A 26,577-nucleotide genomic window follows, 5' to 3' on the forward strand; every position below is an offset into this window, starting at 1 on the left:
TCGTACCCCTTCCTTTACTGCTTTAATGTAAAAAGATCGTTTGAAACTGGGACCGAAGTTTCCTGACTAGTTTCCTCGACTTTTTTCTTCACCTTGATTCCTTCATCTTCAATCAGACCTTTTCTCAACGTGGAGCTTATCGAATTCACGCATAAAATCAGAACAGCGAATAAAGATAATGGAACAATCACTAGCATTGGTTTCAGAAAAATTTGCTGGATATTGATTGCGATGGTCGCAGCCCATTCATTCGTCTCTGAAAAGTATACCGGAATGCTCTCCATGATCCCAAAGTTGGCGATCTTCAGCCCTCCCAAACACATGAGAAGTATTCCAAGCTGAATGAGCAAGGCGAGTGTTTGAGACACTTGTTCTGAAAATAACACAATCGAATGCCTTCTGAATTGGGGCAAAAGATGCTGTTTAAACAGATGAAAACGTCCTGCCCCCATGGTCCTTGAAACCTGGATGAATTCATTGTTCATATAGAGCTTCATTTCCTCCCCTAAATAGATCCCAAGTGAAGGAATGGTCACCAGGGCGATGGCAATCATTTGAATGAGAAAGTATCGATTGGAAGGGAGTACACCTGATTGAAAGGCACCTTCCAAAGGAATCAACAACGCGAAAACGATGATAACAAGAGGAATATACTGAAAAGACTCCCCCATCCCCTTCATGATCCTCCCTAATAATGCTGGTAGGAATGTATACATTACGGCAAAGAAGAAACCTGACACCATTCGCAAAAGGGCAATGGCGATAGCGGCAAAAATCGTATATTTCGCCCCCACTAACAACAGCAGGAAAAAGTTCCGTCCCAGCTTATCACTTCCCAAAGGAGGCATTTCACCTGGTGTAAATGGCGGGGCTGCAATTACTCTTCCACTGTCATCCGATAAATAATTGACAACCTCATCATAATCAGGGTTAATGATCGGGACAAGAAAGCTTGCCACAATGAACCCCGTAATGATAAATATCGGAAGTGCCAATCGTTTCACCATCCAACTAGACATCCTGCTCCCCTCCTCTTAACCACTTTGATAGAATCATGGAACCTGTGCTAAATACGATAAAGAACGGCACAAATATGAGGAGCATCCCTAAAAAGAACGCGGCAGGAGAACCGGTTGCCGTACGCAATAACGTTTGCATGAACCCATTGATGTTAAAAAGTAATTCAATGATTAATAGATTCGAGAGCATCAACAGAAAGATCGGTTTCAGGTGGAAGAAGAAATGAACCCACACATTACGAAACAAATGATGCCAAACCGTATAGGACTTCCTGAACCCTTTGGAATATGAAAACTCTACATATGGCTTACTCTCTTCCTCTTTTAACTGAAATAGGAATTGTTTAAGCAGGAAGACGATGGGCAGGACCGATAAACATAGTATTGGTAAAAAGTAAATTCTCTCTTCACCTAAAGCGTAAATATCAAATACTAGAATATTGGTTTGTTTAAATAGCCAAATGATAAAAAGTTGAAATAATACCACGATGAATACATCTGGTAAAGCATCCAGCACATCTACTATTCTCTCAGAGAAACGATACGCCTTTCGTGGCAGCAACATGAGAATATAGCTAAACAAAACAGCCAGGCAAATCGCCACAAAAAAGGAACTGAATAAAATGATGAAGGAATAGAAGTAGGTATTTGAGAAAACCTCGGTAATGGGATATTGCTTATCTCCCTCTCCCCAATAAATATAAATGGAAGAAGGATTCATGATTTCGGTTAAAGTCTGTTGCAATCGTTGAACATAGGCAGCCACATTAATCACAAGTTCAGTATCATAAGCCAAAAGTGAGCCTATTCCACTAAGCAAGTACAGCCCTAGCACCACAATGACAAAATGAAAGGGAGTTTCAATCACCCTTTTCATACAATCCCTCCATAATATTTCCAATTTGATACATTTTTTCTAAATTCATGTTACAATAATGTAATGTAATTGTAAACACTATTCTGAAAACGAATACAAGAAGGTGGTTCTATAATGAAGGCGAAATTTTTATTGTTTGGTTTAGGTATGTCGATATTACTGGGTCTATTAACCGGTTGCCGGGTTGTTTTCACGGAGGAAGCAAGCTTGAAAGAAGAAAAGCCGGTGAAACCTCAAAAGGTGATGTTGAACGCATCCGTCACGTTAAAATCCCAGAAGATCATTATCAGGGGTGATTCGAGTCTTCCTTCAGGCTCTGTTTTGTATGTGATGCTTAAACCCTACGACGAAAATGCTACACGTGAAGAAATCGAGCCCTACCTGGTGGAACCTGATGACGTAGCCGTTACTTCGGAGGTTGCGAAGGTAGATAAGGAAGGATCGATTGAATTAACCGTCCTGAAAAGGCCTGATCCCTCTCAAAGGTACCGCCTGGATCTTATGTTCATTCCGGATAAGCAGCCTAAGGACATCAAGCTCGGAGAAAACCTCAAAAACAACGAAAGCTATACAAAGATCCAAGAAAATGGGAAAACACTCTCCGGACTACTACTACATGTGAATATCTTTAAAGAGGACGAATTTTTCGGTGACAATATTACAATGGACTTCATACCGAAACAGAATCGTGAGTGATATTTGATATTGCTAGAATGGAGAGTGGATTTAACACCGGTCTCTTTTTATATCGTGAAACTTCTTCCACCATTGTCCGTATGAATAGTATCAGTAAAAAAAGGAAGAGGGATAAAGTTGAAAAGGAATTTTGTCTTACTGGACTTATTGATTTATGTAGCACTACCACTTTTCGTATGGAATATCATGAGGGATTACATTGGAGATTATTATGCCATGCTCCTCTCCTCTGTTCCAGGAATCATCTATACCGTTTATCGTTTTATCCAAATGAAGAAAGTAAATACGTTTGGTTTGTTCATTTTAATCACACTGATTGTCGGTACTCTGATTGACGTACTGGCTGGTTCCTCCATCCAACTTCTATGGAATAATGTATACTATGCCGCTGCTTTAAGTTTATTTTTCTTCATCACCATGTTGTTACGAAAACCGATTTCCCTTTTCTTCGGACTTGACTTCGCAGAACTTCAAGGATACGACCGTACCTTTAGTAAGCGTCTCTACTATAAAAAGCCTCTTTATCGAATCTTTCAATTAATCACGCTATGTTTTGCCTTAAGAAGTGGGATTCTGGCAATTGTTAAAGCATGGCTTATCCTGGAGTACGGGGTTGAAGCATTCGATAAAGGGATTATACTCCGCCAAGCCTTTAGCTGGATCATGACCGGGATTACCGTGGCTGGTTTTATTTATATCGGGAAAATCATACAGGATTCCCCCCAATTGGTGAAAGAAGTGCAGATTGAACTGGATGAGGAAGAGAGAAGATCTGTTTAGTAACGCAGTTTCTATTGGATTTGGATGTTATTGCCTTCAGACCTCCGTCTTGTCCCCCATCTATAGAACATACAAAGATATTTCCCTATAATGATAAATAAACTGTTCACTCGGGGTGTACTATGATTGAAGGTAAATTAATTAAATTTCATCGAGAAGATTCGGGGTTGACTCAGGAGCAGCTTGCAAATGGGATCTGCTCCACCACCCGTCTAAGTAAGAAAGAGGCATACGATTCGAGGCGATTTGATCGAGGTTCAACCAGATCACATCAGCTTAAAAGCTGGTGACTCTGTCTTTTTCGTAAGGATTCAACAAATCGTCTCCATAATGCCTGTGTAAATAGTCCATTGTTAGTAAGTAAAACCGATAATCTTGGGTTCAACTTCCCTTCCCTCCGACATATACTATCCTGAGAGGAGGCATGACAGAATGGATCGTTTTATCCTTTTATTAGTAGCAGGTATTTTATCAGGATTTGCATTGTTGAAAGCTCCTTTAGCAGGTACTTTTTTAGCGAGCATTGCCCCGGTAACGAACATCATTGGCATATTGGCAATTCTCATATTCTCTCTTTTCCTTATATATAAAGGCGTTATGGAAATACTCGGCAAGTAAAGATATTGACTCAGATTTTTTCTGAGTCTTTTTTTATGCTCATTATTCAAACCAGATGTTCAGTAGTTTTTGATATCTTTCATGATCGATTTCCTCTTTCTCCATCTCTCCATCCTTCCATTGTGTAAAGGACGTATCGGTTAACGTTACATTTCCGTTATCAGTCCGTTTTGTCAGCAATGGATGCTTGTTAAAAGGGGAACCTGAATGTGTGGAAATAATTGTTTGAATGTCATTCAATTGAGTGACATCCTTTATGGGGTCCCCCGAATCGAAAGCATATCCGGTTCTCCATTCCGAATGCTTATGCTTTAATTTCATTTCAAAAATATAATCTCCATGGGGACTGTCGGCCTCTTTAACTCTAAACTCCCCATTTGAAGTAACGACCGCTTCTCCCGATAATGGTACTGGTTTTAACGGGAGATTTCCTCCAAACCCCGTATCAATTACATATGCTGTATCTTTATGTGTGACTAAAATGACCACGTGGGTTCTTCCTAACGTCTGGTACTGCTCTTTATCATGATCGTAAACGACTCCACGTATGACATTGTCACAACTGAATTCGCAACTTCCCAGACTGTGCACGGGATACACATGACAAAATGGAACGATGTCCATTCCGTTCTTCCTCACTCAAAAAGGAATCAGCATGATCCACTTTCCCCTCTAATACTTTTAATTCACACGTTCCGCACCGGCCAGCCCGGCAGGAATAGGGAGCCTTGATCCCTGACTTAAGCAGTGCCTCTAACAAAGTCTCTTTTTCTGAAACAGGAACGATTTGACCATTCGTTAATTCCACTTGAAATCTTCTGCGTATTAATGACCGTGGATGGGTGAATCGCTCGTAATGAATACTCGATGAAGGATATCCGTTCTCAAGGGCACTCCTCGTAAACTCTTCGATAAATGAAGGGGGCCCACAGAAGTATACGTGGGTTCCCACTCTGTGTTCCCAAAGACTTGCATCTGTTAATCTCTTTTCTTTTGAAAAATAAAAGTGAGTCTGCTCAGGATAGGTTTCCGATAGAAAGGAGTAAAAAGGGCAAGCCTCTCTCGATTTCACTGCATAATGGAGTTCGAAGGTCCGTCCCTCCTCCTTAAGCTCTGCCATCATGGACATGTAAGGGGTAATACCGATTCCCGCGGCATAGAATACATGATGTTTTGCTTTAAAGCTCAGTGGGAAATGATTTTGTGGATATCCCACTCGTAAGGTATCCCCCACCTTCATCCGTTCATGCCAATACAGAGATCCTCCCTGGGAAGATTCATTTAGAAGGATGGCGATTTGATAGGCGGCTGTTCGACCAGGTGGATTCGTTAAGGAATACGACCTGGCAATGGTTTGTCCATCCTCCTCAACATATGTAGTGATATGGGATCCCCCGCTAAAATAAGGAAGGGGCTCGTTATGTTTATGAACAAGCGTATACCTTTTAACATGAGGGGTTTCCTGATGAATGGACCTGACTTGGACGGGGATGGTTTTATGTAGATTCACCTATGATCACTCCCCGTTTCCAAGGTAGCGTAACCGAGGTATGACTCTCGTAATGGAGAGTAATGATCGGAAACGGACAGCTTTAAGTGACAATGGAAACAGGTCGTCGGGAGTTTACCCAAATCCTCGCTACTCATCTTTGTTTTCTGATGGCATTTGCAACAGAATACATCGATCATTCTGACACCATGACCAATAAACTGCGCTTCCTCTTCAGAAAAACCACATTCCACAGCCAGGTGTTTGACATCTTCGAGCTTACTCCACTCCATTGCTACATATAGAAAACTGCCCATCCTCTGATGTTTCAACCACAGTGAAATATCGGTTTCTTCCTTTTCACCAAGATACACCACTTCAAAGGAGATATTCTCCTTCATCACTTTTTTGATGATGGGAGTCAGTCGCTCCAACCCCTTATTATCACCACAAAATAAATACTTTCGTTTGCTCGTGACGAACACTGGCTGTTTCTCGGTCTTCATTTCATCACCCGCTTATCATTCAAAAATTCGACAACCTCTTCTTTAAAAAGGGAAAGCCCTTTGTAATCGGAGATATGTGGAGGAAGCTCCTGCAGGATTTGAAAAAACTCTTCGGTCCACACCGGATTTCGAGTGAACTTTTCCAGTGAGAGAAGGTGGGTATGAATCGTGAATAGTAATCCGTTCGAGCCCGGTAAACGGAACAGTTTCTGCACCTCTACCCTCAAATGAACGAATCCGCCTACATTTTCTCCCGTAACTGCCCTTCTATCCTTCCCCCACTGATTGAAGGTTTCAAGTGAAGTATCCAAGCGATCCCCCGCCATTAACGACCAGTTCCGCCTGACCCAAGGGTCCCCTGCTTCCATACGCATTAAAAACGTCAGAATTCGCTGATCTAATCCCTCTTCCTTAAATCCCGGGATCGGCTTATGAATTTCCTTAAAATTCATTCCTGCATTAAAAGCAAGGGACCAATTGGCAGGAAAACAAAGCTGCCCCGCATCCAAATATAAATCCCCGTCCCGCTGCATCATCAAAATCATGTCCTCTTGCACATGCCGACCGATAAAATCGAGTGGCTCCATGGATAAAGTGGATTCATCCCCGAGTATAAAAGTTTGTTGTTCATTTAGAATGTGATTGCGGAATGTCCATTTCCCTTCATTTTTTTCAAGGGAAAACTGTTGAGGATAATACGTAGTGAGATGTTGAATGACCACCTCTGTTATTTCCCATTGAGCTTTCAAGGTATGCCGCCGGGACTGAAAGCACCGCTCGGGATGCTGCGTAAGCAGTTCCCGTTTAAGCCTGACTTCTTCTTGATAAGACGATGTAACCTCCACACTGCTCTGTTCCTCCAAAGGAACCGAATTATTCGAGTACCGATACACATCACCCTTAAAGGGATAAGGAAACGAATCCACTCTCACCATACAACCACACCTTTGTCCGAAAATTCTTACTTTTATTTTATCCCATGGAGGGACGGACCTCAAGAGGTCCGTCCCTCACCCGTATTTCTCCTTGTACCGGCTGAGTGTGATCAGGGGCCAAATCGACCTGTAGCTATGGTAATGTATATAGAAGTTTCCTGGAAGACCGACTCCTGTGGGGTACGTGTTGGAAGAGTCATCCTCTTCTCCGTTCATGAATTCGAGAAGCGCCATGATGCCCAGGTCAATAGCAGGGGTGGGTTTGTCTTCGATACAGATGAGAGATTCCAGTGCCCATGCTGTTTGTGAAGGGGTACTGAAAGAGAGAGGCATGTATTTCTTCTCCTGATCACTGTAACAGGATTCTCCCCAGCCACCGTCTTTGTGTTGAATGCTTTCCAGCCATGCTTTAGCTCTTTGGATATGTTTATCAGAAGAAGGTACTCCCGTTGCTTTCATCCCTGTGATGGCCGCCCACGTTCCATAGATATAGCAGACGCCCCAGCGCCCGTACCAGGATCCATCGTCCCTTTGCATCAGCTTCAGCCATTGAACCCCTCTTTTCACCTGTGGATGATCCTTGGTCATTCCTGCCCGGCTGCCCAGGAATTCCAATGTTCTTCCTGTTAGATCAGGGGTGGAAGGATCGATTGCCGCTGCCTCTGCCCCGTCCATTGGAAATGAAGTAAGGATATCTTTGGTTTTGTTTTTTTCAAAAGCCGGCCATCCCCCATCACGATTTTGCATCCCAAGTGTCCATTCGAGTCCCCGGTCCCACGATTGCCTCACAAGTGGATTCTCTGCAGCTGAGTACGTAATCGCCCTGAGCGCAGCCGTCGTATCATCCACATCAGGGTGAATGCTGTTGCTCTTTGAAAAGCCCCATCCCCCAGGCTTCACAACGCTCTCCATCGCCCAATCTCCATACCTAAAATGTTGTTTCTTTAGAAGGTATTCCACCGCTTTCTCTATGGAGCGGTCTTGTGCATCCACCCTCGCCTCCTGAAGGGCATAGCCGATCAAGGCTGTGTCCCACACGGTTGAGGGAGAATTTTGAATATGAATGCCTTCCTTTGTTTCACACGCCATCTCTTTTAATTCACTCATTGCCTTTACGATTATAGGGTCACTCTTTTTGTATCCCAAAGCAAGCAGTGCATAAATCATATAAAACGTTGTACTGAAATAACTAAGATACGTCCCATCCGGTTCTATTCTTTGCAGCATATACTGCTGGGCGAATTGCCTGGCCTGTTGATGCAGATGAGACGGAATACTTATTAAGGACTGTAAGCCTTCGTTGATTTTCGAAAATAATTTCAACTCCCTTTCACTGTATCTTACTTCATGCGGTGCGCGGGACAGGTGCTGTATTTGTGGTGTGCTGTTTGATTTTAACGAGAACCGCTGATCTTTCAGCAGCAGCAGTGGTGCCAAATGAGCTCGCGCATAGCTGCTGAAATCCCAGAAATTCAAGGGGAATTGCTTCGGAATCATTAAAAACTCGATGGGTATCGGAAGCAAATGCCTCCAATCATATTGTCCATGAATGGCAAGCATACATTTCGTGATCGAATGCGCCTCGTGAAAGCCACCATTTTTCTCAATAAAACGTTTGGCTTTCTCCAGTCTCTCATCCTCCTTCTCCACCAATCCACTAAACAATAGGGCAAAGTAAGCATCAATTGTTGAAGACAGATTTCCTTCCTTCTCATCCTCAAAAAGCTTCCATGTCCCTTCCCTTGTTTGCACTTTCCAAAGGCGTTTCACCAGCCGTCCCACAAGCTCTTCATCATCCATCTCTAGGGAACGTAGAAGAATGATCATATACGCATCGGTCATCACGCTATTTTCAAAGCAGAAGGACCAGCTTCCGTCTGCATTCTGTTTATGCTGAAGATCACTCACCATTTTATGAATCGTGTTCTCAATCTTCTTTCTCATACATTTATCCTCCCGATATCTGCTCTGATGTAATGTATATGTAAAGAATGCGGGTACTAGTAGTGAGATGCAAAGAAGAGCCTCCTCTCCGGTTGCGGAGGCAGGCTCTTCCTATTGTTCTTCTATTTTCTTTGAGTAATAGCTTACAAGTTCGGGATACTTCTCAAGCTCTTTTTTTCCTTGCTCCGTTATCTGGTAAACTCCCCTTTTCACCCGCTCAAACCACCGGTAATAATTCTTCTGAAGAATGGATGGAGTTTTCGCACCAGTGCCCAACTTAGCTAAGTTCCTCGGAGACATGGGCCCGTGTCTTTCCAGGTAACAGGCAATCTGAATGCAGTTTTCCTTGTAAGCCGTCATGATTTTCGTTTTATTGCTTCCGCCTACATTATAATCTGCACTGCGCCCTTCGATTTCTTTGACAAGAGCCGCACGTTTTCGTTTACTGTTCTTCATACTCATACTCCGGTCAAAGGCTTCCGGATGGATGACAAAATCAAGCTTCGGTGTTTTCGTTGTAAACGAAACGGTAATCAGACCGAGCTCTAATCTGCGGACCAAGTGGCAGACATCATTCCATCGCTTTGACCGGGGACGCTTTGGTTTAGGGATCGCAATGTACACAAGATCTGTGAGTCTCTGCCGCTTTGTCGCTTGAATAAGAAGCTCGACATTCAATGACAGCTTCAATTCTACAATCACAAGTTCGTCTTCTTTAAAGGCAGTTACATCACAATCGTTCACTTCACCGTTCACCTGGTAACCCTGTTTATGAAAATGTTTTTGGATCGGTTGATAAAGATCCATTTCTTTAAGTTTCTTCATGGTAAAAACCTTTCTGGGAAAGAATTCTATAGGGTAAAGTATAGACTATTCGAGAGATTTTTGCAGTTTGGGAGAAAAAGAGACCCCAACTCATGGTGCGGGAGTTGGGGTGGAAGGCTCTTGTTTTCGTTTATCTGCCTTTTGAGAAATATATCTGCCACAATCATCTTTTATCTGCCATTCTGCAGAATCCGACGCATTTTGCCAGCCTTTCACATGATACAATCCCTACCCTCGAATCCTCTCAATCTCATCAGCCACAAACTGCACCGACGTACCGACGATCACTTGAATGCTATTTTCCCCAACCACATGAATACCCGGAACACCTGTCGCTTTGATTCGCGCCTGATCCACGGCATCCATGTCCTTCACTTCCACTCTCAATCTTGTTATACAGTTATCAACGGATGTTACATTTTCATCCCCGCCGAGTCCTGCATAGATTTCCGATGCCATCACAGCAAACTTATCGCTTTGAGTATGCACGGATGCACTCTCCACTACTGCATCATCGTTATCCTCTTCACGCCCCGGAGTCATAAGATTGAATTTCGCGATCATGAAACGGAACAAGAAATAGTAAAGAAGGGCAAATACAACACCTTGTATGAGCAGCATGTACGGAAGATTCGCTAGCGGGAGCCTTGAGCTCAGGACAAAATCGACGAACCCTGCGCTGAAGCCGAACCCGGCCGTCCATTGAAAGAAGGAAGCAATGGCCAGGGATAATCCTGTCAACACAGCATGTGCTACATAAAGGGCAGGTGCCACAAACATGAAGGCAAACTCCAGGGGCTCTGTCACTCCAGTGAAAAAGGAAGCAAAACCGGCTGCCAGCATAAGTGACGCCACCTGCTTCTTCTTACTTGGCTTTGCAGCATGATAGATGGCAAGCCCCGCTGCAGGAAGACCAAACATCATAACCGGGAAGAACCCAGCCTGATACATACCCGTCACACCTTTTTCACCCTTACCCGACCAGAAGTTCCCGATATCATTTATACCGGCAACGTCGAACCAGAACACGGAATTCAAGGCATGATGCAATCCAGTAGGAATTAATAATCGATTAAAGAATCCATATAAACCCGCACCCGTGAAGCTTAATCCACTTATTTCTTTCCCGAATGAAACCAGAGCCGTGTAGATGACCGGCCAAATGAACAGCATCACGCCTGATACTACCAACATGGCAACCGCCGACATAATCGGAACCAATCGTTTTCCGCTAAAAAAGGCAAGGGCATCCGGAAGCTTCACGTGACTGAATCGATTGTACATACTCGCGGCCACTATCCCTGACAGTATCCCGACAAACTGATTCCCGATTTTCTCAAATGCCGGATTGACCGCCGCGGCATCGACTCCTTGAAGCAGAGCCACTGAATCCGTTGAAAGGAGTGTCGTAATCACGAGATAAGCGACCAATCCGCTCAGTGCTGCAGAACCATCCTTCGTTTTGGCCATGCCCAGTGCTACACCGACTGCAAATAGAATCGACATATTATCAATGATCGAAGCGCCCGCCTTAATTAAGAAAGCGGCAATCGGACTATCCGCGCCCCAGCCAGTCGGATCGATCCAATACCCAATCCCCATCAGAATCGCAGCAGCCGGCAAAACGGCAACCGGCAGCATCAACGAACGACCAATACGCTGAAGATATTTCATCATTTTGTTTTCCCCCTATCAGTCCATTTTTCACTTCAAGATGCTTTGTCCAGAAAATAGGACAGAACCTCTCCCATAAAAAATATTCCGGCTCCAACCTGTTTAGAAGTGAATGTGGAGGAATATTCAGCTCCAAACAACCATCCCTACCGTAATTCACTACATACAATCAAAAAACAAAGAAAAACCCCCGTCACGCTTTGAGGGACGGACCTTGGCGTTCGATTGAAGAACTAGACTAGTGTAGTTATGAGGATTGGAAGTGGTGGATGGGTCGTGAGCGAGGTCCGTCCCTCTTTAAACACGCAAAAAAACCCGTCAGGCATCAAGCCCGACGGAGGTCCGTCCCTCTATTAAGGTAATTCAGTTCCACCCATGAGGTAGCGGTCGCATTCGCGTGCTGCTTCACGGCCTTCGTTGATGGCCCAGACGATGAGGCTTTGGCCCCTTCGCATGTCTCCTGCGGCGAAGACTCCATCGACGTTGGTCAGGTATTGGCCGTACTCTGCTTTAACGGTGGAATTGCTGTTTGTTTCGACTTCAAGTTCCTTGATCAGGTCTTGTTCCGGCCCACTGAATCCGATTGCCAGAAGAACAAGATCTGCCGGCCATACTTTTTCCGTTCCAGGAATTTCATCGCGGATTTTGTTTCCATCTTCGTCATAACGAAGCTTTACATTAATCGTATGAACCTCTTTGATATGACCATGCTCGTCACCGACAAACTTCTTGGTCATGACAGCGTACGCACGTGGATCTTCTCCAAGCACTTCAGCTGCTTCTTTTTGACCGTACTCCACCCGGTGAATGACCGGGTATTGCGGCCATGGATTGCCGACTTCATCCCGCATGGCACCCTTTTTATCGTAGATATCAAACTGAGTGAGGCTTTTACAGTTATGTCTTACAGAAGTGGCTAAACAGTCTGTACCTGTATCTCCACCACCGATGACGATGACGTTTTTCCCTTCAGCAGAAATATAATTCCCGTCTTCCAGGTTGGAATCCAATAAACTTTTTGTATTGGAGTGAAGGAAATCCATTGCGTAGTGAACGCCTTTCAGATCTCGTCCATCCACTTGGATGTCACGATGAACGGCCGCTCCTCCGCAAAGTATTACTGCATCAAAGTTTTCACGCAGGTTTTCGACTGTGTAGTCTTTTCCGACCTCGGTATTCGTAACGAATTCAATGCCCTCTCCCTCTAAAATATCAACGCGGCGCTTAACGACTGAATAAGGCAACTTCATTTCTGGAATACCATATGTTAATAGCCCGCCTACACGATCATTTTTTTCAAAAACAGTCACAAGGTGGCCAGCTTTATTCAATTGAGCAGCAGAGGCTAATCCTGCAGGACCTGAACCTACGACCGCCACTCGTTTACCGGTACGGTGTTCGGGTGGTTCTGGAATGACCCAGCCTTCTTCAAACCCTTTTTCAATAATCGAGCGTTCCACGGTTCTGATTGCTACAGGCGGCTCATTGATTCCGAGTACACATGCTCCTTCACACGGTGCCGGACAAGCAAAACCTGTAAATTCCGGGAAGTTGTTCATCTGATGCTCGCGCTTAAGGGCTTCTTTCCATTGACCCTGATACACCAGGTCGTTCCATTCCGGTATTAAGTGATACACGGGGCAACCCGTTGTTGCTCCGTTGATTTCCATCCCGGACTGACAAGTGGGAACGCCGCAGTCCATACAGCGTGCCCCTTGTTTTTTGACTTCTTCTTCCGAAAGAGGAGAGGTGTAATCGTTCCAATCCTTCGTTCTTTCAGCCGGATGGCGTTCATCTAAAGTATGTCTTTTATATTCCATGAACCCAGTTGGTTTTCCCATAATATCCCCCTCCCTCTTTATTTCGCTGGTTCTAACACTTTTTTCTCTTCTTTTGTACCTTCTTCAAATGCTGCCATTTCAGCATCGAATTTCTCTAATCCACTATTCTCAAGCTCACTGATCCGTTCTCTCATCTTGAGGTACGATTTCGGAATCACGCGTACAAATTTTGACACGTAGGAATCCCAATTCGCTAATATTTTCTTCCCATTGTTGCTGGATGTATAATGAACGTATTTCTCGATCATGTCGTATACATCTTTCATTTCTTCCGGGTCAAATAATGGTTGAACGAGGACAAGCTCCTGGTTACATCTCGATCTGAAGTTTTCATCCTCATCCAGTACATAGGCGACTCCACCTGACATACCTGCGGCAAAGTTTCGGCCTGTAAGTCCGAGTACAACCACTTTTCCACCTGTCATATATTCACATCCGTGATCCCCGACGCTTTCAACAACTACCTGCGCTCCACTGTTACGGACACAGAAGCGCTCGCCGGCCACTCCATAAATATATGCTTCTCCACCAGACGCCCCGTAGAAGGAAACGTTACCGATGATCGTGTTTCGTTCTGGGATGAACGTAGCGGTTGGATCAGGATGAACGATGATTCTCCCGCCTGATAAACCTTTTCCTACGAAGTCATTGGAATCTCCCACAAGTCTCAGCGTCAGACCCTTTGGAATAAAGGCACCGAAGCTTTGTCCTGCTGATCCTTTAAACGTCAAGCGAATGGTATCTTCCGGTAGGCCTTCTGCCCCGTAACGTTTTGTAATTTCGCTTCCAAGCATCGTGCCGGTTACACGGTGAATGTTTCGAATCGCTGTCGTCCATTCTACAGGTTCTCCCGTTTCAATCGCTTGGCGGCAGCGAGGGATCAGCTCTTGATAATCGAGTGTCTTCTCAAGTTCGTGATCCTGTTTTCTTGTCGCATAGCGGCCCACCTTTTCAGGCACATCCGGCTGATGCAGAAGAGCAGAGAGGTCGATCCCTTTCCCTTTCCAATGATCAATGGCTTCGTTTGCTTCAAGGATATCGGTTCTGCCAATCATTTCATTGATCGTTCTGAAACCAAGTTGAGCCATTAGCTCTCTTGTTTCCTGGGCAACAAATCGCATGAAGTTCGCTACATGTTCAGGGTCACCTGTATATTTTTTACGTAATTCAGGGTCTTGTGTCGCAATACCGACTGGACATGTATTTAAATGACAAACACGCATCATGACGCATCCAAGAACAACGAGCGGCGCAGTCGAGAATCCATACTCTTCTGCTCCTAGAAGCGATGCAACCACAACATCCCGGCCCGTCATCATTTTCCCATCAGTCTCGACGACAATCCGGTCACGAAGACGATTCAGCAACAGGGTCTGATGAGCTTCGGCAAGACCGATTTCCCACGGCAATCCTGTATGTTTCAGACTCGTTCTCGGTGCTGCACCCGTTCCTCCGTCATATCCACTGATTAACACAACATCCGCCCGGCCTTTTGCCACACCTGCAGCGATCGTCCCAACACCGACAGCTGATACCAGCTTCACGCTGATGCGGGCCTGCGGGTTTGCATTCTTCAGGTTATAAATCAGCTCGGCAAGGTCTTCAATCGAATAGATATCATGATGAGGCGGTGGTGAAATCAATTCCACTCCAGGAGTAGATCCCCGCACTTCAGCAACCCAAGGATAAACTTTTTTGCCAGGGAGATGTCCACCTTCACCAGGTTTCGCTCCTTGTGCCACTTTGATTTGAATTTCGTCCGCATTTACCAGGTAATGGCTTGTTACACCGAATCGTCCGGACGCTACTTGTTTGATCGAGCTGCGTCTTGAATCCCCATTTTCATCCGGGGTGAAGCGGCTTGGATGTTCCCCACCTTCCCCTGAGTTGCTCCGTCCGCCAATTTTATTCATGGCAATCGCTAAAGCTTCATGGGCTTCCTGACTGATGGATCCGAATGACATGGCACCAGTCTTGAATCGGCGGCAGATTTCTTCCACTGATTCAACCTCTTCAATCGGGATAGGCTTCGTTTCTTTAAACGAAAGAAGTCCGCGAAGAGATTGCAGATTCTGCTTTTCGTCTGTAAGCATGTTGGAATATTTCTTGAATAACTCATAATTATCCGTACGGCATGCATGTTGAAGAGTGTGAATCGTACTTGGATTGTACGCATGATCTTCTCCATTTTTCCGGTATTGGAATTCATCTCCGGAATCCAATGTTTGTTGATTGTCTTTTCGCTCATTGAACGCTTTTCGGTGCCTTAAGAGCACTTCTTTTTCGATGATATCCATCCCTATCCCGCCGAGTCTCGACGCTGTACGGGTGAAATATTTATCAATCACTTCTTTATGAATGCCTACCGCTTCAAAAATCTGGGCTCCACGGTAGCTTTGAATCGTAGAGATCCCCATTTTAGATAAAACCTTGATGACACCGTCTGTCCCTGATTTCACAAAGCTTTGCACCGCTTGTTCGTAAGTGGTATCCTGCAGCTCGCCCTTATCGATCAGATCGCGCAGTGTTTCATAGGCTAAATACGGATTGATTGCTTCTGCACCATAGCCAAGCAGGGTTGCGAAATGGTGAACCTCTCTTGGTTCCCCTGATTCTAAAAGGATGCTGACAGTCGTACGCGTTCCCTGGCGAATCAAGTGATGATGCAGCCCTGAAACGGCAAGGAGTGCTGGAATGGCTGCCTTATCCTTCACAACTCCACGGTCAGATAAAATCAGGAGTGTCGCACCGTCTTCAACGGCCCGGTCAGCTTTTTCATACAAAACATCCAGCGTGCTTTCAAGCTGATCTTCTTCATCGGTTACATCAAATAAAATGGATAAAGTAACGGCTTTAAAGCCCTTTTCGTTTTGATGACGAAGCTTTTCAAGCTCTTCTCCGGTTATAATCGGTGACTTTAAATGGATATGCCTGCAGCTTTCAGGACCCGGGTCAACCAGGTTTCCTTCTGCTCCAATCGTTGTTCCTACAGATGTAATGATCTGTTCTCGGATCGCATCGATCGGTGGGTTTGTTACTTGGGCAAAAAGCTGTTTGAAGTAGTTATAAAGAAGCTGTGGCTTTTTCGATAACACGGCCAGAGGTGAATCATATCCCATGGAACCAACGGGATCTTTGCCGTCCGTCACCATTGGCTTGATGATTTTGTTCAACTCCTCATTTGTGTAGCCAAAAGCCTGTTGCTGCAAACGTACTTCTTCTGAATTCAGTTGAACCGGTCCATGCGTCGTTTCAGGTAGATCTTCAAGTTCAAATTTATTATTATCCAGCCAATGTCTGTACGGTTGCTCGGAAGCAACGCGCAGCTTGATTTCTTCATCAGGAATGATTCTTCCTTTTTCGAGATCTACAAGCAGCATTTTCCCTGGCTGTAATCGATCTTTATACACAATATCATCAGCAAAAATATCCAGGGCCCCTACTTCAGAACCAAGAACGATCATGCCGCCCTTTGTCACATAGTAACGTGCCGGGCGTAGTCCATTTCGGTCCAGACAGGCTCCAATCTGTTTTCCATCCGTAAACACAAGGGCTGCCGGTCCATCCCAAGGCTCCATCAAACAGCTATGATATTCGTAGAAGTCCTTTTTCTTCGGGTGGATCGTGTCATCGTTTTCCCAAGGCTCCGGTACCATCATCATGGCGGTGTGGGCAAGAGATCTTCCAGATAAATGAAGGAATTCAAAGCAGTTATCAAACATAGAGGAATCACTGCCTGTCTCATCAATAACAGGAAGGATTTTTTCCAGATCTTCTTCTTTGAATGCACTTGATTGGCACAGCTTCTCACGTGCGCGCATCCAGTTCACATTACCTCTTAATGTATTGAATTCTCCATTATGAATCGTATATCGGTTTGGATGAGATCTCTGCCAGCTTGGGAAAGTGTTTGTACTAAATCGGGAATGTACAAGGGCTAAAGCTGATCGGAACTCAGGGTGGTTGAGGTCAATATAAAAAGAATCGAGCTGTTCCGGGATGAGCATCCCTTTGTAAACGATGGTCGTGGACGACAAACTACAAAGATAGACATCTTCTTGTCCCTCAACAGTTGCCACTTCTTTTTCGATTCGTTTCCGGATCACGTATAACTTGCGTTCGAAATCCATCCGGGACTGTATATCATCCGATACGCCGATGAATACCTGACGGATGAACGGCTTCGACTTGGAAGCCACTTTTCCGACAAAGGAATCATTGAGGGGAACAGGTCTCCAGCCAAGAGTCTTCTGACCTTCTTCTTCAATGATGCGTTCGAAGATTTCTTTGCTCTTCATGCGCTTCTCATAATTTTCAGGAAGGAACACCATTCCGATTCCATATTCACCTTTTCTCGGAAGGATGATGTCTTCTTTCTCACATTGCTTTTTGAAGAAATGATGAGGGATTTGAGTGAGGATACCTGCACCGTCACCAGTACTTGTATCTGCTGATTGTCCTCCGCGGTGCTCTAAGTTACATAGAATATTAATGGCATTTTGAACGATGCTGTGACTCTTCGTCCCATCAATATTTGCAATCATTCCAATTCCACATGCTTCATGTTCTTGCGCAGGATCATACATGCCTTGCGCTACAGGAAGATTCGTTTTCATCCAATGTCCTCCTCTACTAAACTTGTATATTGTTTGAATAATTAACCGGTTAATTAAATTTTCTTAATTTTCGTTAGTATATCATGAAATTTAGAAAAAACGAAAAATTAAGTTAACGGAAAAAATGTGGTTTTTCCAAATATATATGTAATGGACTGATCGAACGTTGATATATAAATGTTTATTTTCACTCAATATTCAGAATCTTTTAAAGCTTGATGCAATCATAAAGAAATCGCTTACAAAAAACCGCTCACTGGAACATTTTTCACCAAATTCCAACATGAATTTTCATGCAGAATTTTAATTAAAAAAATTTTTTCATACCCTGAAATTCAGCTGCTGAAACCTTTCTTCTTTTCCCTCCGATATGAAAATTCAAACCAAAAGAAGAGGGACGGACCTCCGCGTTTCGTGGAGGTCCGTCCCTCTTCTTCTCTACTTATTCGCTTCTTTCAATGCTTCCATTTCCACAAGGTCCATGAAATCGGTGACGACTTTGTTGTTGTTTTTTTCTCCGCCCAGTTTTATTAAGACTTTCCCCAGGAAGTTCACTCCTCTGTTTTCCCCTTTATAGATGAATCTGGTTTCGCCGTCGTCTATTTTGTGAAGGGTGAATTCCGCTTCGATTTCAAAGGCTTTGGCAAGTGTGAAGCCAATTTTATTGTGCTTTCTCTCAGGGGTGTTCTCATACTCGAGGTCTTCTACAATATACGTCTCGATTCTTTTCCCCTCTTTGTATTTCTGTTGGTAGGTGGACCCTACCACGCCTTCCTTTTGCTCGAGTACCTTGTTTTCAACCACGTTCGGCATAATTCGTTGAATGTTCTCAATCTCAAACAAATGCCAAATTGTTTCAATATTGACTGGAATGATCCGTTCTTCATGCCATTTAATCATTCATATCCTCTCCTGTTCCCATCTCGAAGAAATCATCCATTTCTTCGATTACTGTTTGTATGCGCCCTATTTCCGCTTCTAAATCCCGTTTCTTGGCCCGGATCAATTGTTCCAGATTCTCAAAGGATTCGTCATTTACGACGGTTAACATTTCTTGAATGGAAAAGTTAAACCTTCTTAAGTAGACCAATAATCGCCCCACTAGATAGGATCCATTATCATAATAGCGATAGTTGTTTGCAGGATCGATATACACAGGTTCCAGCAATTTGATCTCTGCGTAGTAACGCAGTGTTTCCTTACTCAGTCCTGTCATCTTGGAAAACTCGCTCACCTTGTACATTCTTTCCACCTCACACTTAAATCATATACTATGTGGTGCACCACACGGTCAATCCCTTTCTATAATAATGATAGAAAAAGCGTTTCTCCGCCATGGAGAAACGCTTTTTCTATTTTAATTGCAATTCCTTTATTTTTTGCCTGATATGATCCGGCCACCATGCCCCGCATTTTTCCGATACCACACAGGCCGCACATTTTTCCAAGTCGTACACCATCATACCCTGAATCGGCGGAGAATAGAGATGGAGGGTCACCAAATCTTCCCCACTCTCCTTCTTCATTTTGTGAACACCCTTTTTCGGTGCAAAAAAGAAAGAACCCTCCCTATATTCGCGATGGAATATCTCCTGTGGAAGCTTGTTTTCTTTTACTTCAAAGATTGTATTGACTGTAGTCCCGTTCATGACTTGGATCCATCCCTTAGAGTTCCCATGATCATGTGGGGCACATTCGATATCGGACCAATTCATCACGAGGAGCTCTGCTTCTTCATTTTGATAAAGGAGCTTTCGATAATAGGGCTTTCCTTCCGGAGACTGTAAGTATGGCTGTAAATCATCGAGACTTAAGTTTAGAGACTGCAAGACTTCTTTAAGTTCTTTCGTTGAAGGGTGGGTCAATTCATCCAATCTATCCTTTATCCGTTCCCTTAAGTTCACCGCGATTCCTCCCTATGTTATCGTTTCCTCCACAGAAACCGATGGAAAACAGAAATCATCTGGCCATTTACAATCACAACTCCTATTATAATTATGATTCCACCCATGATGCTTATGAAGAAAATTTTCTCGTGCAGGAGAAGGATCGCGGCAATGAGTGTAGTAACAGGCTCTAAATACAGAAACATCGACACCTTTGACGCATCCAATACCTCAAGTGCCTTCCCCCAATACCAGTACGCAATACCTGAGACAAACACACCGAGGAACATCAAGTGGGCCCATTCCACATTGGATAGAAGAGGAATGCCTTCCCAGCCGCGGTTTCGGATGAGAAAAGGGATGGTTAAGCTGAACCCCAGCAGGCTCATATAAAAAGTGATGACGAGAGATGGCAGCTCGATACGGAGTTTCTTCAGCAGCACTGAGTAGATGGCCCAATTCAATGTACTGAGAATCATCAGGATATAACCAATGTTGACAGCAAACCCGATGGACTGACCGCTCCTCGCTGTCGTTACCATCAGCACACCAGTAATAGCAATGATCATGCCCAGCGCTTTTGGAACCGTCATTTTTTCATGTAAAAAAATCATGGAGAGGATTACGGTGAAAACGGGAGAAAATGAAATCATCCAGCCTGCTGATGATGCATCGATTGTAAGGAGGGCCGTCGCCTGGATCACCTGGTGAATGAAGACCCCAAGTACCCCCAGCACGATCAGATGCGGGATAAACTTTAGCGGAATGATGAGGCGATATCTTTTTAAAAGTAAGAGCATGAGCAGGAACAGAGCTCCAATCGCAAACCGGAGAACGAGCAGTGTATAAGGATCAAGGGTGTCCAACACTGCTTTAGTTGATACAAATGAGATGCCCCAGAAGCTGATTGACATCGTAGCATATAATGAGGCGGCAACCTTTGTTTTAACTGGAATCATGGGCCTGGTATCCTTTCGAAAAAGGGTCTTTGTATCATGGTATGCTCGTCCGGGTGAAAGATGTGGGGATTGTGGTGAAATTTGGTGTGGGATGGGTTTAGGCCGTTTTGAAAAGAAGTTGGAAACCGGACCCGCTGTGGCATATCGTATGTCGATAATAAACTGGTCAAACTCGATAATATATCCAAGAAGTGGGGAATCTTCAATTTTGGTTTCGGGTGGAGCGAATGAAGGTCCGTCCCTCACTCCAACTCCACTCCACAAAAAACACCCGACACCTTATAACAGGTATCAGATGTCCTCCATCTTCATATACTCGCCGTCTCATAAATCTTCAAATTCCCATAAATCAAACGCAACTCTCTTGCTTCAATCCCCTGTGCTTCAGCAGCCTTCAATAAATATCCATATAAATGATCCGCTTCCACGGATAGATTTTTTTCCATATCCCGCTGTAAGGATGACTTCATGCTATAACCCATTTGATTGATCTTATCGTATTGAGCTTCTTCTATTTTCTCAGCAAGTGGTGCTTTCAAGCTTCTCATAATCGCTGCGGCTTCATAAAGGACTCCTTTGATCATATCCGCACCCTCTGCTATTTCCCGAATCGGTCCAATCGGTGCACGGTACAGGGATGTGACACCTGAAAGAGTGGTGATAAATAAATATTTATGCCACATTTCCTGCTCGATGGTGTCGGATAATCGGAAGTTTGCCTTCGTTCCTGAAAAAGCCCCTTCAAGCTTCACAATTCTATCCGTCCGCTCACCACTTCTTTCTCCAAAAACGAGATCATGAATGGGACTTGATTGAATGATCTTCCCTGTTTCGTCAAGCGTCGACTCCACAAAGCATAAACCGCCAATCACTCTTTCTTCCCCGAATGCTTCTATAAGATCGTCTACGTGGGACATTCCGTTTAATAGTGGAAGTATCATCGTGTTTTCACCTACAAAGGAGTGAATGCTCTCGATTGCTCCCTTGAGATGATAGGCCTTAGTTGAAAGGATAATCGCGTCAAAAGGCTCTGCCTTCTCAACTGATTTCAGCGTCTTCGGCTCGCAGTGAAAATCACCATGTACACTTTCAATATGCAATCCATGCTCTTTCAACTGCTGCTCTCTTCGCTCACGGACGAGAAACGTAACATCCTCGCCTTTCTCTATCAATCTACCTCCGAAGTAACCACCAACGGCACCCGCACCAACAACTAGTATTCTCATTCCATCCGCCTCCTTTTCCTTTTCACATGCCTTGTCACTATTCTCCGATATGAAAGCGGATAAATCAAAAATATTGGCTTTGCAGAAAAAAAAAGCGCACCCAAAACAGTCAGGGGACACCACCTTCAATACATCAACCCGTACACCAAGAATCGCTCATACTCATTCTTTTCATAATCCCCTGACAAATTCACTTCTTTCCGCAAGACGAAAAGGGGATGATTTTCTAAATAATGCACATAATCATCCGAGCTATAATACAACACGATCTCGATATCACGTGGTGATTGTTCCACTGAAAAGAGGATGTTATTGATGATCCTCATGAAAATTTGAACAGAGAACGGATTGAAAAAGTAAAAACGGTTATCCTTTGGATGGATCGTATACTCTTCTGCCAGGCAGTGATAAAAGTAGAGATTATCACTGGCTTTCACCTTTTTTAAATAGCTTTCCCGGTTCGCCACGGCTTCTTCATAAAACTCTTCATTCATTTCAATGCCAACTACGGTGGATTGAAATAGATGGTGTATAAAGAAATTCAATCGCCCTTTTCCACATCCGAAATCAACTACGCGATCGCTGCCATTCAATCTATAATGTCGGAATAATTCATCCAGTGCTTGATACGGAGTCGGCTCATACCGATGATAATGAAAAGACCGATGAAAACCCATCTGCAGCTCACACGTTCGTACACCTAATAATTCATCATAATTCTCTTCCTTCATACATACTCCTTCATGAAGGTCCGTCCCTCTCGGACCTCAAAGTTTAGTAGAGGTAACCAAGCATGTCCAGCTGGCCACTTGACCATTTTTTGGTACCTACTCGTTTGATCATGAGTTCGTTTATGGTTTCGGTGCCGATGCCTCTGGTGGTCTGGTTTTGGTCATTGATTTTCATCCAGGTGCACTGGTTGGACACCGATTGGAAGCCATTTTTCTCGTATAAGGATGGATCATCAGCAAATAGGAGAAGGAAATCAATGTTACGGCCATCACAGAACCTTTCCAATTCGAAGAGCAGCTGTGATCCGATTCCCAGGGAGCGACTACTTTTTGAAACGCACAAATCGATAATCCCCAATACATTTATAGGCTCACCTTTCAAATTCATGACTCGGTAATCCACCCCAACATGCCCCACTAAACGTTGATCTTCGTTATAAACGAGATACCTGAAATGAGGGGTCTGCTTAAAGTAGATTCTATCATCAGGATAGTCATCTCCAAAACATTCACATAATAACTTTTGTATTTCAACTCTCATTTTTCCGTTGATATCATAATCAACGATTTGTTTCACTTGATATTCCCTTTCCTCTTTCACACGTTGGCCCCCTCATAAATAATTATAAGCACTTTCATTGACAAATCTTCAAAATCCTAATACATTAATAATAACAAGGGGAGTAGCGACCGGTAAACGGCTGATGAATCGTCATCCCGGTATGAAAATACCTGGTTCATCAGGCTTTAGCTCATTCTTCAGCACGCAAGACCTTGGTACAAAAATTTGTGCCGGGGTCTTTTTGGTGTGCGCTGGCTTGGAGGAGATTATATGGTTTACATTGTTTTTTTACTCGCGGCCGCCGTCGTGGTTGCGGCCGCTATTTACCTGAATCAGTTCGGAGATGTCATCAGTAAGAAGTCTTCATTAAGTGGGGCTGTCGTAGGGACATTCCTCATTGCAGGAGCGACTTCACTCCCGGAATTAACGACGAGCTTAACGGCAGTTTATATCGATAACCCTGATATTGCCGTAGGAAACATGCTCGGTAGTAATGTGTTCAATCTTTTTATCCTGGCAGTGGTCGATTTGATTTATCGTAAAAGAAGATTGTTCCAAAAGGTGAACAGGAAGGCAAATATTCCTTCTGCCCTATTTGGATTCCTGTTTCTCACGATCATCATTTTCGCCCTTTTCATGCCGGGTTCCTTTGAATTTTTTGGCGTTGGGATTGAGATGTTCATCATTATCATTCTATACTTCGTTGCGATGAAATTCGTTTCCAGCGATGATGCTGAAGGAGAATCCGTACCTACAAAGGACTATTCCCTCAAAACGGCCGTTATCGGTTTTATCATTGCTGCACTGGTCGTGTTTGCGTCAGGAAGTGTGTTATCGATTGCAGGTGACCAATTGGCAAAGGCAACGGGCATGAACGCAAGCTTTGTCGGAAGCTTTCTCATTGCTGCTTCAACTTCCCTTCCCGAGCTCGTGACAGTCCTTGCCGCTTTTAAACTGGCGAACTACAATATGGCGATCGGCTCCATTCTCGGAAGCAACCTGTTTAACATTCAACTGCTCGTCCTGACCGATGTCCTTTACCGAAAAGGCGCCATCCTTGAAGCAGTCGACACTTCCCATATCTTTATCGCGGGATTGGGATTAATGATGACACTCGTCATCGTCTACTTGCTTCTTCGCCCGACAAACGTGATGAACAAGTGGAGATATATGGCTCCATCCTTTATTATAACCGCTTTATATATTGTCGTATCGTATGTATTATTCTAGACATTCAAAAGGCGTGCCTCGGCACGCCTTTACTCTTTTACAGGCTTAAAAATGAGACTCGTCTTAATTTTCTTTTCCCAAAAATCCCAATCGAAAAAGTGTGGTTCAGGCACATCACATGATTCCCCTCTTCACTTATGGTAAATTAAACATGATTGAATCAATGGATAAGGAGTGAATGTTCAATGGCTAATAAAGAACAACTAAAGCAAGACATTTTAGATGCTTACCATTTCAGACATGCAACAAAGGAATTCGATCCAAACAAGAAAGTGTCCGATGATGATTTCCGATTCATCATGGAAACAGGGCGCATGTCACCAAGTTCATTTGGATTCGAACCTTGGAGATTCGTCGTGATTCAAAACACTGAACTGAAAGAAAAGATCAAGAACACGGCTTGGGGAGCCTACGGAAAACTGCCTGAAGCCAGTCATTTCGTCGTGATCCTGGCCAGAACGAAAAAAGATACGAAATATGATTCACAATACTTACAGGACCATTTTAAAAACGTGAAATACCTGCCTGAAGATCATATGGCAAAATACTTAGAAAAGATCGAGCAGTTCCAAAAGGTTGATTTCGATTTATTGGAAGGCGAACGCCCCCTATACGACTGGGCCGGGAAACAAACCTATTTAGCACTTGGAAATATGATGACAGCAGCCGCTCAAATCGGAGTCGACTCGTGTCCGATCGAAGGCTTTGACATCGAAAAGATGAATACGCTTTTAGATGAAGAAGGTTTATTGGAGGAAGGCCGTTTCAGCATTTCCGTCATGGTGGCATTCGGTTACCGGGTAAAGGATCCAGCACCGAAAACGCGTCGACCTTATGAGGATATCGTGAAGTTTGTTTAAATAAAAGAAGAGGAATCCGGCTTACCTGCCCGGATTCCTCTTTTTCACATTTACCCTGCCTCTATCTTTAAAGATTTTTGCAACTCTATATAAACCGTCGTGCCTCTATTCAATTCACTTTTCACTTGAATATTCCCCTTCATCGATTGAACAATAATGTTTGCCGCCATGACCCCTAATCCAGTTCCTTCGTTCTTCGTCGTGAAAAACGGTTCTCCAAATCGTTGGATTTGCTCCTTTGTCATCCCCAACCCTGTATCAGTTATGGCAATAACCAGGTTTTCGTCCTCCATCATTTCTACGGAAAGTTCACCGCCTTGTGGCATGGATTCTATATGGCATTTTTCATAATATTTCCGATACATTTCCGAAAACTATGGGATTGACCGTCTACATAAATATCATCAATGAGATGATAACTAAATGACACGTGTTGAGCCAATGGCTTTACCATCTCTATCAGGTCTACAATGGAATGTTTTACATTGATACGTTCTATTTTATCCGGTGTTGAGTTGGTAAAGGTCAGATAGTCTTCAATGACGTGAGTAGCTTGATCAATCCCTTTCAAAGATAAATCAATGAACTGTTTTTGCATTTTTTCATCTTTTTCTTCTCGCATCAGCTGCAGGAATCCTTTGGAGGAAGTTAAAGGGTTTCGTACCTCATGGGAAATACTAGCCGCTAATTGACTTACAACTTGAAGTTTTTCATGTTGTGACAATGTTCTTCTCATCATCATTAGCTTCCGAATCATCTCAGCAATCATGACGGAGATAATGGTTGCAGCCAAAGGAATGAGAACAAGGTATATGTATTCATTCCTCGAAATTTCAGCTTCATAAACATATCCAAATACGAGATTGAATACAGTCATGCTAAAACAGATCACTATGGTAAAAAGCATTTTCACTTTTTTCTTAGCACGTAGAAACCCCTTGGAAAACGCTGCCAAAATTAAAAACGTAATAAAATAATTCAGAATGACAAGATGGATCAGTCCACTACCGATGAACATATATCGCAATAAAATGATGACGATCATTAAAACAAAAGAAACAAAGGGCCCAAAGTATAAACTCGCTAAGAAAAAAGGGATCCTTCTTAAATCTACGTAAACGCCAGCCGTAAGCTCATGACTAAACAACACACATAATAAAATCGTAATGGTTGAGAGAAAGATGACGATACCTTTAGAAGGGGTCTTCTTTGTGAAATCATAATACAGCGCAAAGGCTAATAGCCCTACTATAATAAATAAAAAGTTTAATAATAAGTTCGTTAAAACAGAATCGACCATATG

26 protein-coding genes are annotated in these 26,577 nt (G+C 43.7%); 6 read left to right on the top strand and 20 right to left on the bottom strand.

Translation table 11 applies throughout. The annotated features are described in order from the left end of the window. Positions 1–14: 14 nt before the first annotated feature. Together DET59_RS13065 and DET59_RS13070 are read right to left on the bottom strand one after the other, a co-directional pair. Complete coding sequence (locus DET59_RS13065; protein WP_113970095.1) at positions 15–1,019, bottom strand: hypothetical protein; 1,005 nt, start codon at positions 1,017–1,019, stop codon at positions 15–17. Beyond that, positions 1,012–1,896, bottom strand: coding sequence for an ABC transporter permease subunit (locus DET59_RS13070; protein ID WP_113970096.1), 885 nt, complete (start codon positions 1,894–1,896; stop codon positions 1,012–1,014). Before DET59_RS13070 ends, DET59_RS13065 begins: the two co-directional genes overlap by 8 nt. 114 nt (positions 1,897–2,010) lie before the next feature. Between DET59_RS13070 and DET59_RS13075 the strand changes: the two genes are divergently transcribed. From DET59_RS13075 to DET59_RS13090, 4 genes are all read left to right on the top strand, one after another. Next, a complete protein-coding gene (locus DET59_RS13075) occupies positions 2,011–2,592 on the top strand; it encodes a hypothetical protein (RefSeq protein ID WP_113970097.1) in 582 nt (193 codons plus the stop codon). A gap of 117 nt (positions 2,593–2,709) precedes the next feature. Next, positions 2,710–3,372, top strand: a complete 663-nt coding sequence (locus DET59_RS13080) for a VC0807 family protein (protein ID WP_113970098.1) — start codon at positions 2,710–2,712, stop codon at positions 3,370–3,372. 234 nt (positions 3,373–3,606) lie between these two features. Continuing rightward, positions 3,607–3,714 carry a DUF2642 domain-containing protein gene (locus tag DET59_RS13085; RefSeq protein WP_113970099.1) on the top strand — a complete coding sequence of 36 codons (108 nt, stop codon included), beginning with the start codon at positions 3,607–3,609 and terminating at the stop codon, positions 3,712–3,714. A gap of 90 nt (positions 3,715–3,804) precedes the next feature. Beyond that, positions 3,805–3,990, top strand: coding sequence for a hypothetical protein (locus DET59_RS13090; RefSeq protein ID WP_113970100.1), 186 nt, complete (start codon positions 3,805–3,807; stop codon positions 3,988–3,990). Positions 3,991–4,032: 42 nt separating this feature from the next. Here the strand turns inward: DET59_RS13090 and DET59_RS13095 are convergent, their stop codons facing one another. The 16 genes from DET59_RS13095 to DET59_RS13170 all read right to left on the bottom strand — a co-directional run bounded on the left by DET59_RS13095 (position 4,033) and on the right by DET59_RS13170 (position 23,223). Continuing rightward, positions 4,033–4,614 (bottom strand): arylamine N-acetyltransferase, encoded by a 582-nt coding sequence (locus tag DET59_RS13095; RefSeq protein ID WP_113970101.1) that lies wholly within the window; start codon positions 4,612–4,614, stop codon positions 4,033–4,035. Beyond that, positions 4,547–5,500 carry a PDR/VanB family oxidoreductase gene (locus tag DET59_RS13100; RefSeq protein WP_113970102.1) on the bottom strand — a complete coding sequence of 318 codons (954 nt, stop codon included), beginning with the start codon at positions 5,498–5,500 and terminating at the stop codon, positions 4,547–4,549. Before DET59_RS13100 ends, DET59_RS13095 begins: the two co-directional genes overlap by 68 nt. Then, on the bottom strand, positions 5,497–5,985 hold the full coding sequence (locus DET59_RS13105) for a hypothetical protein (RefSeq protein ID WP_113970103.1): 489 nt from the start codon (positions 5,983–5,985) through the stop codon (positions 5,497–5,499). Before DET59_RS13105 ends, DET59_RS13100 begins: the two co-directional genes overlap by 4 nt. After that, positions 5,982–6,920, bottom strand: coding sequence for a heme-dependent oxidative N-demethylase family protein (locus tag DET59_RS13110; RefSeq protein ID WP_113970104.1), 939 nt, complete (start codon positions 6,918–6,920; stop codon positions 5,982–5,984). Before DET59_RS13110 ends, DET59_RS13105 begins: the two co-directional genes overlap by 4 nt. A 75-nt stretch (positions 6,921–6,995) precedes the next feature. Then, a complete protein-coding gene (gene shc / locus DET59_RS13115) occupies positions 6,996–8,864 on the bottom strand; it encodes a squalene--hopene cyclase (RefSeq protein ID WP_113970105.1) in 1,869 nt (622 codons plus the stop codon). A gap of 111 nt (positions 8,865–8,975) precedes the next feature. Then, positions 8,976–9,689, bottom strand: coding sequence for a DUF2161 domain-containing phosphodiesterase (locus tag DET59_RS13120; RefSeq protein WP_113970106.1), 714 nt, complete (start codon positions 9,687–9,689; stop codon positions 8,976–8,978). Positions 9,690–9,917: 228 nt separating this feature from the next. Further along, positions 9,918–11,366 (bottom strand): N-acetylglucosamine-specific PTS transporter subunit IIBC, encoded by a 1,449-nt coding sequence (gene nagE, locus DET59_RS13125; protein WP_113970107.1) that lies wholly within the window; start codon positions 11,364–11,366, stop codon positions 9,918–9,920. Positions 11,367–11,716: 350 nt separating this feature from the next. Continuing rightward, complete coding sequence (locus DET59_RS13130; protein WP_113970108.1) at positions 11,717–13,204, bottom strand: glutamate synthase subunit beta; 1,488 nt, start codon at positions 13,202–13,204, stop codon at positions 11,717–11,719. A gap of 17 nt (positions 13,205–13,221) precedes the next feature. Then, entirely contained in the window at positions 13,222–17,820 is a 4,599-nt protein-coding gene (gene gltB / locus DET59_RS13135; protein ID WP_113970109.1) for a glutamate synthase large subunit, read from the bottom strand. Positions 17,821–18,258: 438 nt separating this feature from the next. Then, a complete protein-coding gene (locus DET59_RS13140) occupies positions 18,259–18,720 on the bottom strand; it encodes an SRPBCC family protein (RefSeq protein WP_113970110.1) in 462 nt (153 codons plus the stop codon). After that, the gene (locus DET59_RS13145) at positions 18,713–19,063 is read right to left on the bottom strand and encodes a MerR family DNA-binding transcriptional regulator (RefSeq protein ID WP_113970111.1); all 351 of its coding nucleotides are present in this window, start codon (positions 19,061–19,063) and stop codon (positions 18,713–18,715) included. Before DET59_RS13145 ends, DET59_RS13140 begins: the two co-directional genes overlap by 8 nt. Positions 19,064–19,172: 109 nt before the next feature. Beyond that, complete coding sequence (locus DET59_RS13150; protein WP_113970112.1) at positions 19,173–19,724, bottom strand: cysteine dioxygenase; 552 nt, start codon at positions 19,722–19,724, stop codon at positions 19,173–19,175. A gap of 17 nt (positions 19,725–19,741) precedes the next feature. Beyond that, positions 19,742–20,665 carry a DMT family transporter gene (locus DET59_RS13155; protein WP_113970153.1) on the bottom strand — a complete coding sequence of 308 codons (924 nt, stop codon included), beginning with the start codon at positions 20,663–20,665 and terminating at the stop codon, positions 19,742–19,744. A gap of 308 nt (positions 20,666–20,973) precedes the next feature. Beyond that, the gene (locus DET59_RS13160) at positions 20,974–21,891 is read right to left on the bottom strand and encodes a ketopantoate reductase family protein (protein WP_113970113.1); all 918 of its coding nucleotides are present in this window, start codon (positions 21,889–21,891) and stop codon (positions 20,974–20,976) included. Positions 21,892–22,016: 125 nt separating this feature from the next. Beyond that, entirely contained in the window at positions 22,017–22,622 is a 606-nt protein-coding gene (locus DET59_RS13165; protein WP_113970114.1) for a methyltransferase, read from the bottom strand. Positions 22,623–22,665: 43 nt separating this feature from the next. Next, entirely contained in the window at positions 22,666–23,223 is a 558-nt protein-coding gene (locus tag DET59_RS13170) for a GNAT family N-acetyltransferase (protein WP_258549665.1), read from the bottom strand. Positions 23,224–23,454: 231 nt separating this feature from the next. Between DET59_RS13170 and DET59_RS13175 the strand changes: the two genes are divergently transcribed. Next, entirely contained in the window at positions 23,455–24,414 is a 960-nt protein-coding gene (locus DET59_RS13175; protein ID WP_113970115.1) for a sodium:calcium antiporter, read from the top strand. Positions 24,415–24,599: 185 nt separating this feature from the next. After that, entirely contained in the window at positions 24,600–25,274 is a 675-nt protein-coding gene (locus tag DET59_RS13180; RefSeq protein WP_113970116.1) for an NAD(P)H-dependent oxidoreductase, read from the top strand. 50 nt (positions 25,275–25,324) lie between these two features. Here the strand turns inward: DET59_RS13180 and DET59_RS13185 are convergent, their stop codons facing one another. Then, positions 25,325–25,639: an ATP-binding protein gene (locus tag DET59_RS13185; protein ID WP_113970117.1), complete on the bottom strand. Its 315-nt coding sequence runs from the start codon at positions 25,637–25,639 to the stop codon at positions 25,325–25,327. Continuing rightward, positions 25,606–26,574 (bottom strand): sensor histidine kinase, encoded by a 969-nt coding sequence (locus DET59_RS13190; protein WP_113970118.1) that lies wholly within the window; start codon positions 26,572–26,574, stop codon positions 25,606–25,608. The genes DET59_RS13185 and DET59_RS13190 overlap by 34 nt, the downstream gene beginning before the upstream one ends. Between the last annotated feature and the right edge of the window lie 3 nt (positions 26,575–26,577).

The organism is Rossellomorea aquimaris (assembly GCF_003315075.1).
GTDB lineage: Bacteria > Bacillota > Bacilli > Bacillales > Bacillaceae_B > Rossellomorea > Rossellomorea aquimaris_C.

Excerpts from the sequence above, each read along its gene's own strand:
- DET59_RS13065 (WP_113970095.1), bottom strand. The coding sequence starts at position 1,019 with ATGTCTAGTTGGATGGTGAAACGATTGGCACTTCCGATATTTATCATT.
- DET59_RS13070 (WP_113970096.1), bottom strand. The coding sequence starts at position 1,896 with ATGAAAAGGGTGATTGAAACTCCCTTTCATTTTGTCATTGTGGTGCTA.
- DET59_RS13075 (WP_113970097.1), top strand. The coding sequence starts at position 2,011 with ATGAAGGCGAAATTTTTATTGTTTGGTTTAGGTATGTCGATATTACTG.
- DET59_RS13090 (WP_113970100.1), top strand. The coding sequence starts at position 3,805 with ATGGATCGTTTTATCCTTTTATTAGTAGCAGGTATTTTATCAGGATTT.
- DET59_RS13095 (WP_113970101.1), bottom strand. The coding sequence starts at position 4,614 with ATGGACATCGTTCCATTTTGTCATGTGTATCCCGTGCACAGTCTGGGA.
- DET59_RS13105 (WP_113970103.1), bottom strand. The coding sequence starts at position 5,985 with ATGAAGACCGAGAAACAGCCAGTGTTCGTCACGAGCAAACGAAAGTAT.
- DET59_RS13110 (WP_113970104.1), bottom strand. The coding sequence starts at position 6,920 with ATGGTGAGAGTGGATTCGTTTCCTTATCCCTTTAAGGGTGATGTGTAT.
- shc (WP_113970105.1), bottom strand. The coding sequence starts at position 8,864 with ATGAGAAAGAAGATTGAGAACACGATTCATAAAATGGTGAGTGATCTT.
- DET59_RS13120 (WP_113970106.1), bottom strand. The coding sequence starts at position 9,689 with ATGAAGAAACTTAAAGAAATGGATCTTTATCAACCGATCCAAAAACAT.
- nagE (WP_113970107.1), bottom strand. The coding sequence starts at position 11,366 with ATGATGAAATATCTTCAGCGTATTGGTCGTTCGTTGATGCTGCCGGTT.
- DET59_RS13130 (WP_113970108.1), bottom strand. The coding sequence starts at position 13,204 with ATGGGAAAACCAACTGGGTTCATGGAATATAAAAGACATACTTTAGAT.
- gltB (WP_113970109.1), bottom strand. The coding sequence starts at position 17,820 with ATGAAAACGAATCTTCCTGTAGCGCAAGGCATGTATGATCCTGCGCAA.
- DET59_RS13140 (WP_113970110.1), bottom strand. The coding sequence starts at position 18,720 with ATGATTAAATGGCATGAAGAACGGATCATTCCAGTCAATATTGAAACA.
- DET59_RS13145 (WP_113970111.1), bottom strand. The coding sequence starts at position 19,063 with ATGTACAAGGTGAGCGAGTTTTCCAAGATGACAGGACTGAGTAAGGAA.
- DET59_RS13155 (WP_113970153.1), bottom strand. The coding sequence starts at position 20,665 with ATGATTCCAGTTAAAACAAAGGTTGCCGCCTCATTATATGCTACGATG.
- DET59_RS13160 (WP_113970113.1), bottom strand. The coding sequence starts at position 21,891 with ATGAGAATACTAGTTGTTGGTGCGGGTGCCGTTGGTGGTTACTTCGGA.
- DET59_RS13165 (WP_113970114.1), bottom strand. The coding sequence starts at position 22,622 with ATGAAGGAAGAGAATTATGATGAATTATTAGGTGTACGAACGTGTGAG.
- DET59_RS13175 (WP_113970115.1), top strand. The coding sequence starts at position 23,455 with ATGGTTTACATTGTTTTTTTACTCGCGGCCGCCGTCGTGGTTGCGGCC.
- DET59_RS13180 (WP_113970116.1), top strand. The coding sequence starts at position 24,600 with ATGGCTAATAAAGAACAACTAAAGCAAGACATTTTAGATGCTTACCAT.
- DET59_RS13185 (WP_113970117.1), bottom strand. The coding sequence starts at position 25,639 with ATGTATCGGAAATATTATGAAAAATGCCATATAGAATCCATGCCACAA.
- DET59_RS13190 (WP_113970118.1), bottom strand. The coding sequence starts at position 26,574 with ATGGTCGATTCTGTTTTAACGAACTTATTATTAAACTTTTTATTTATT.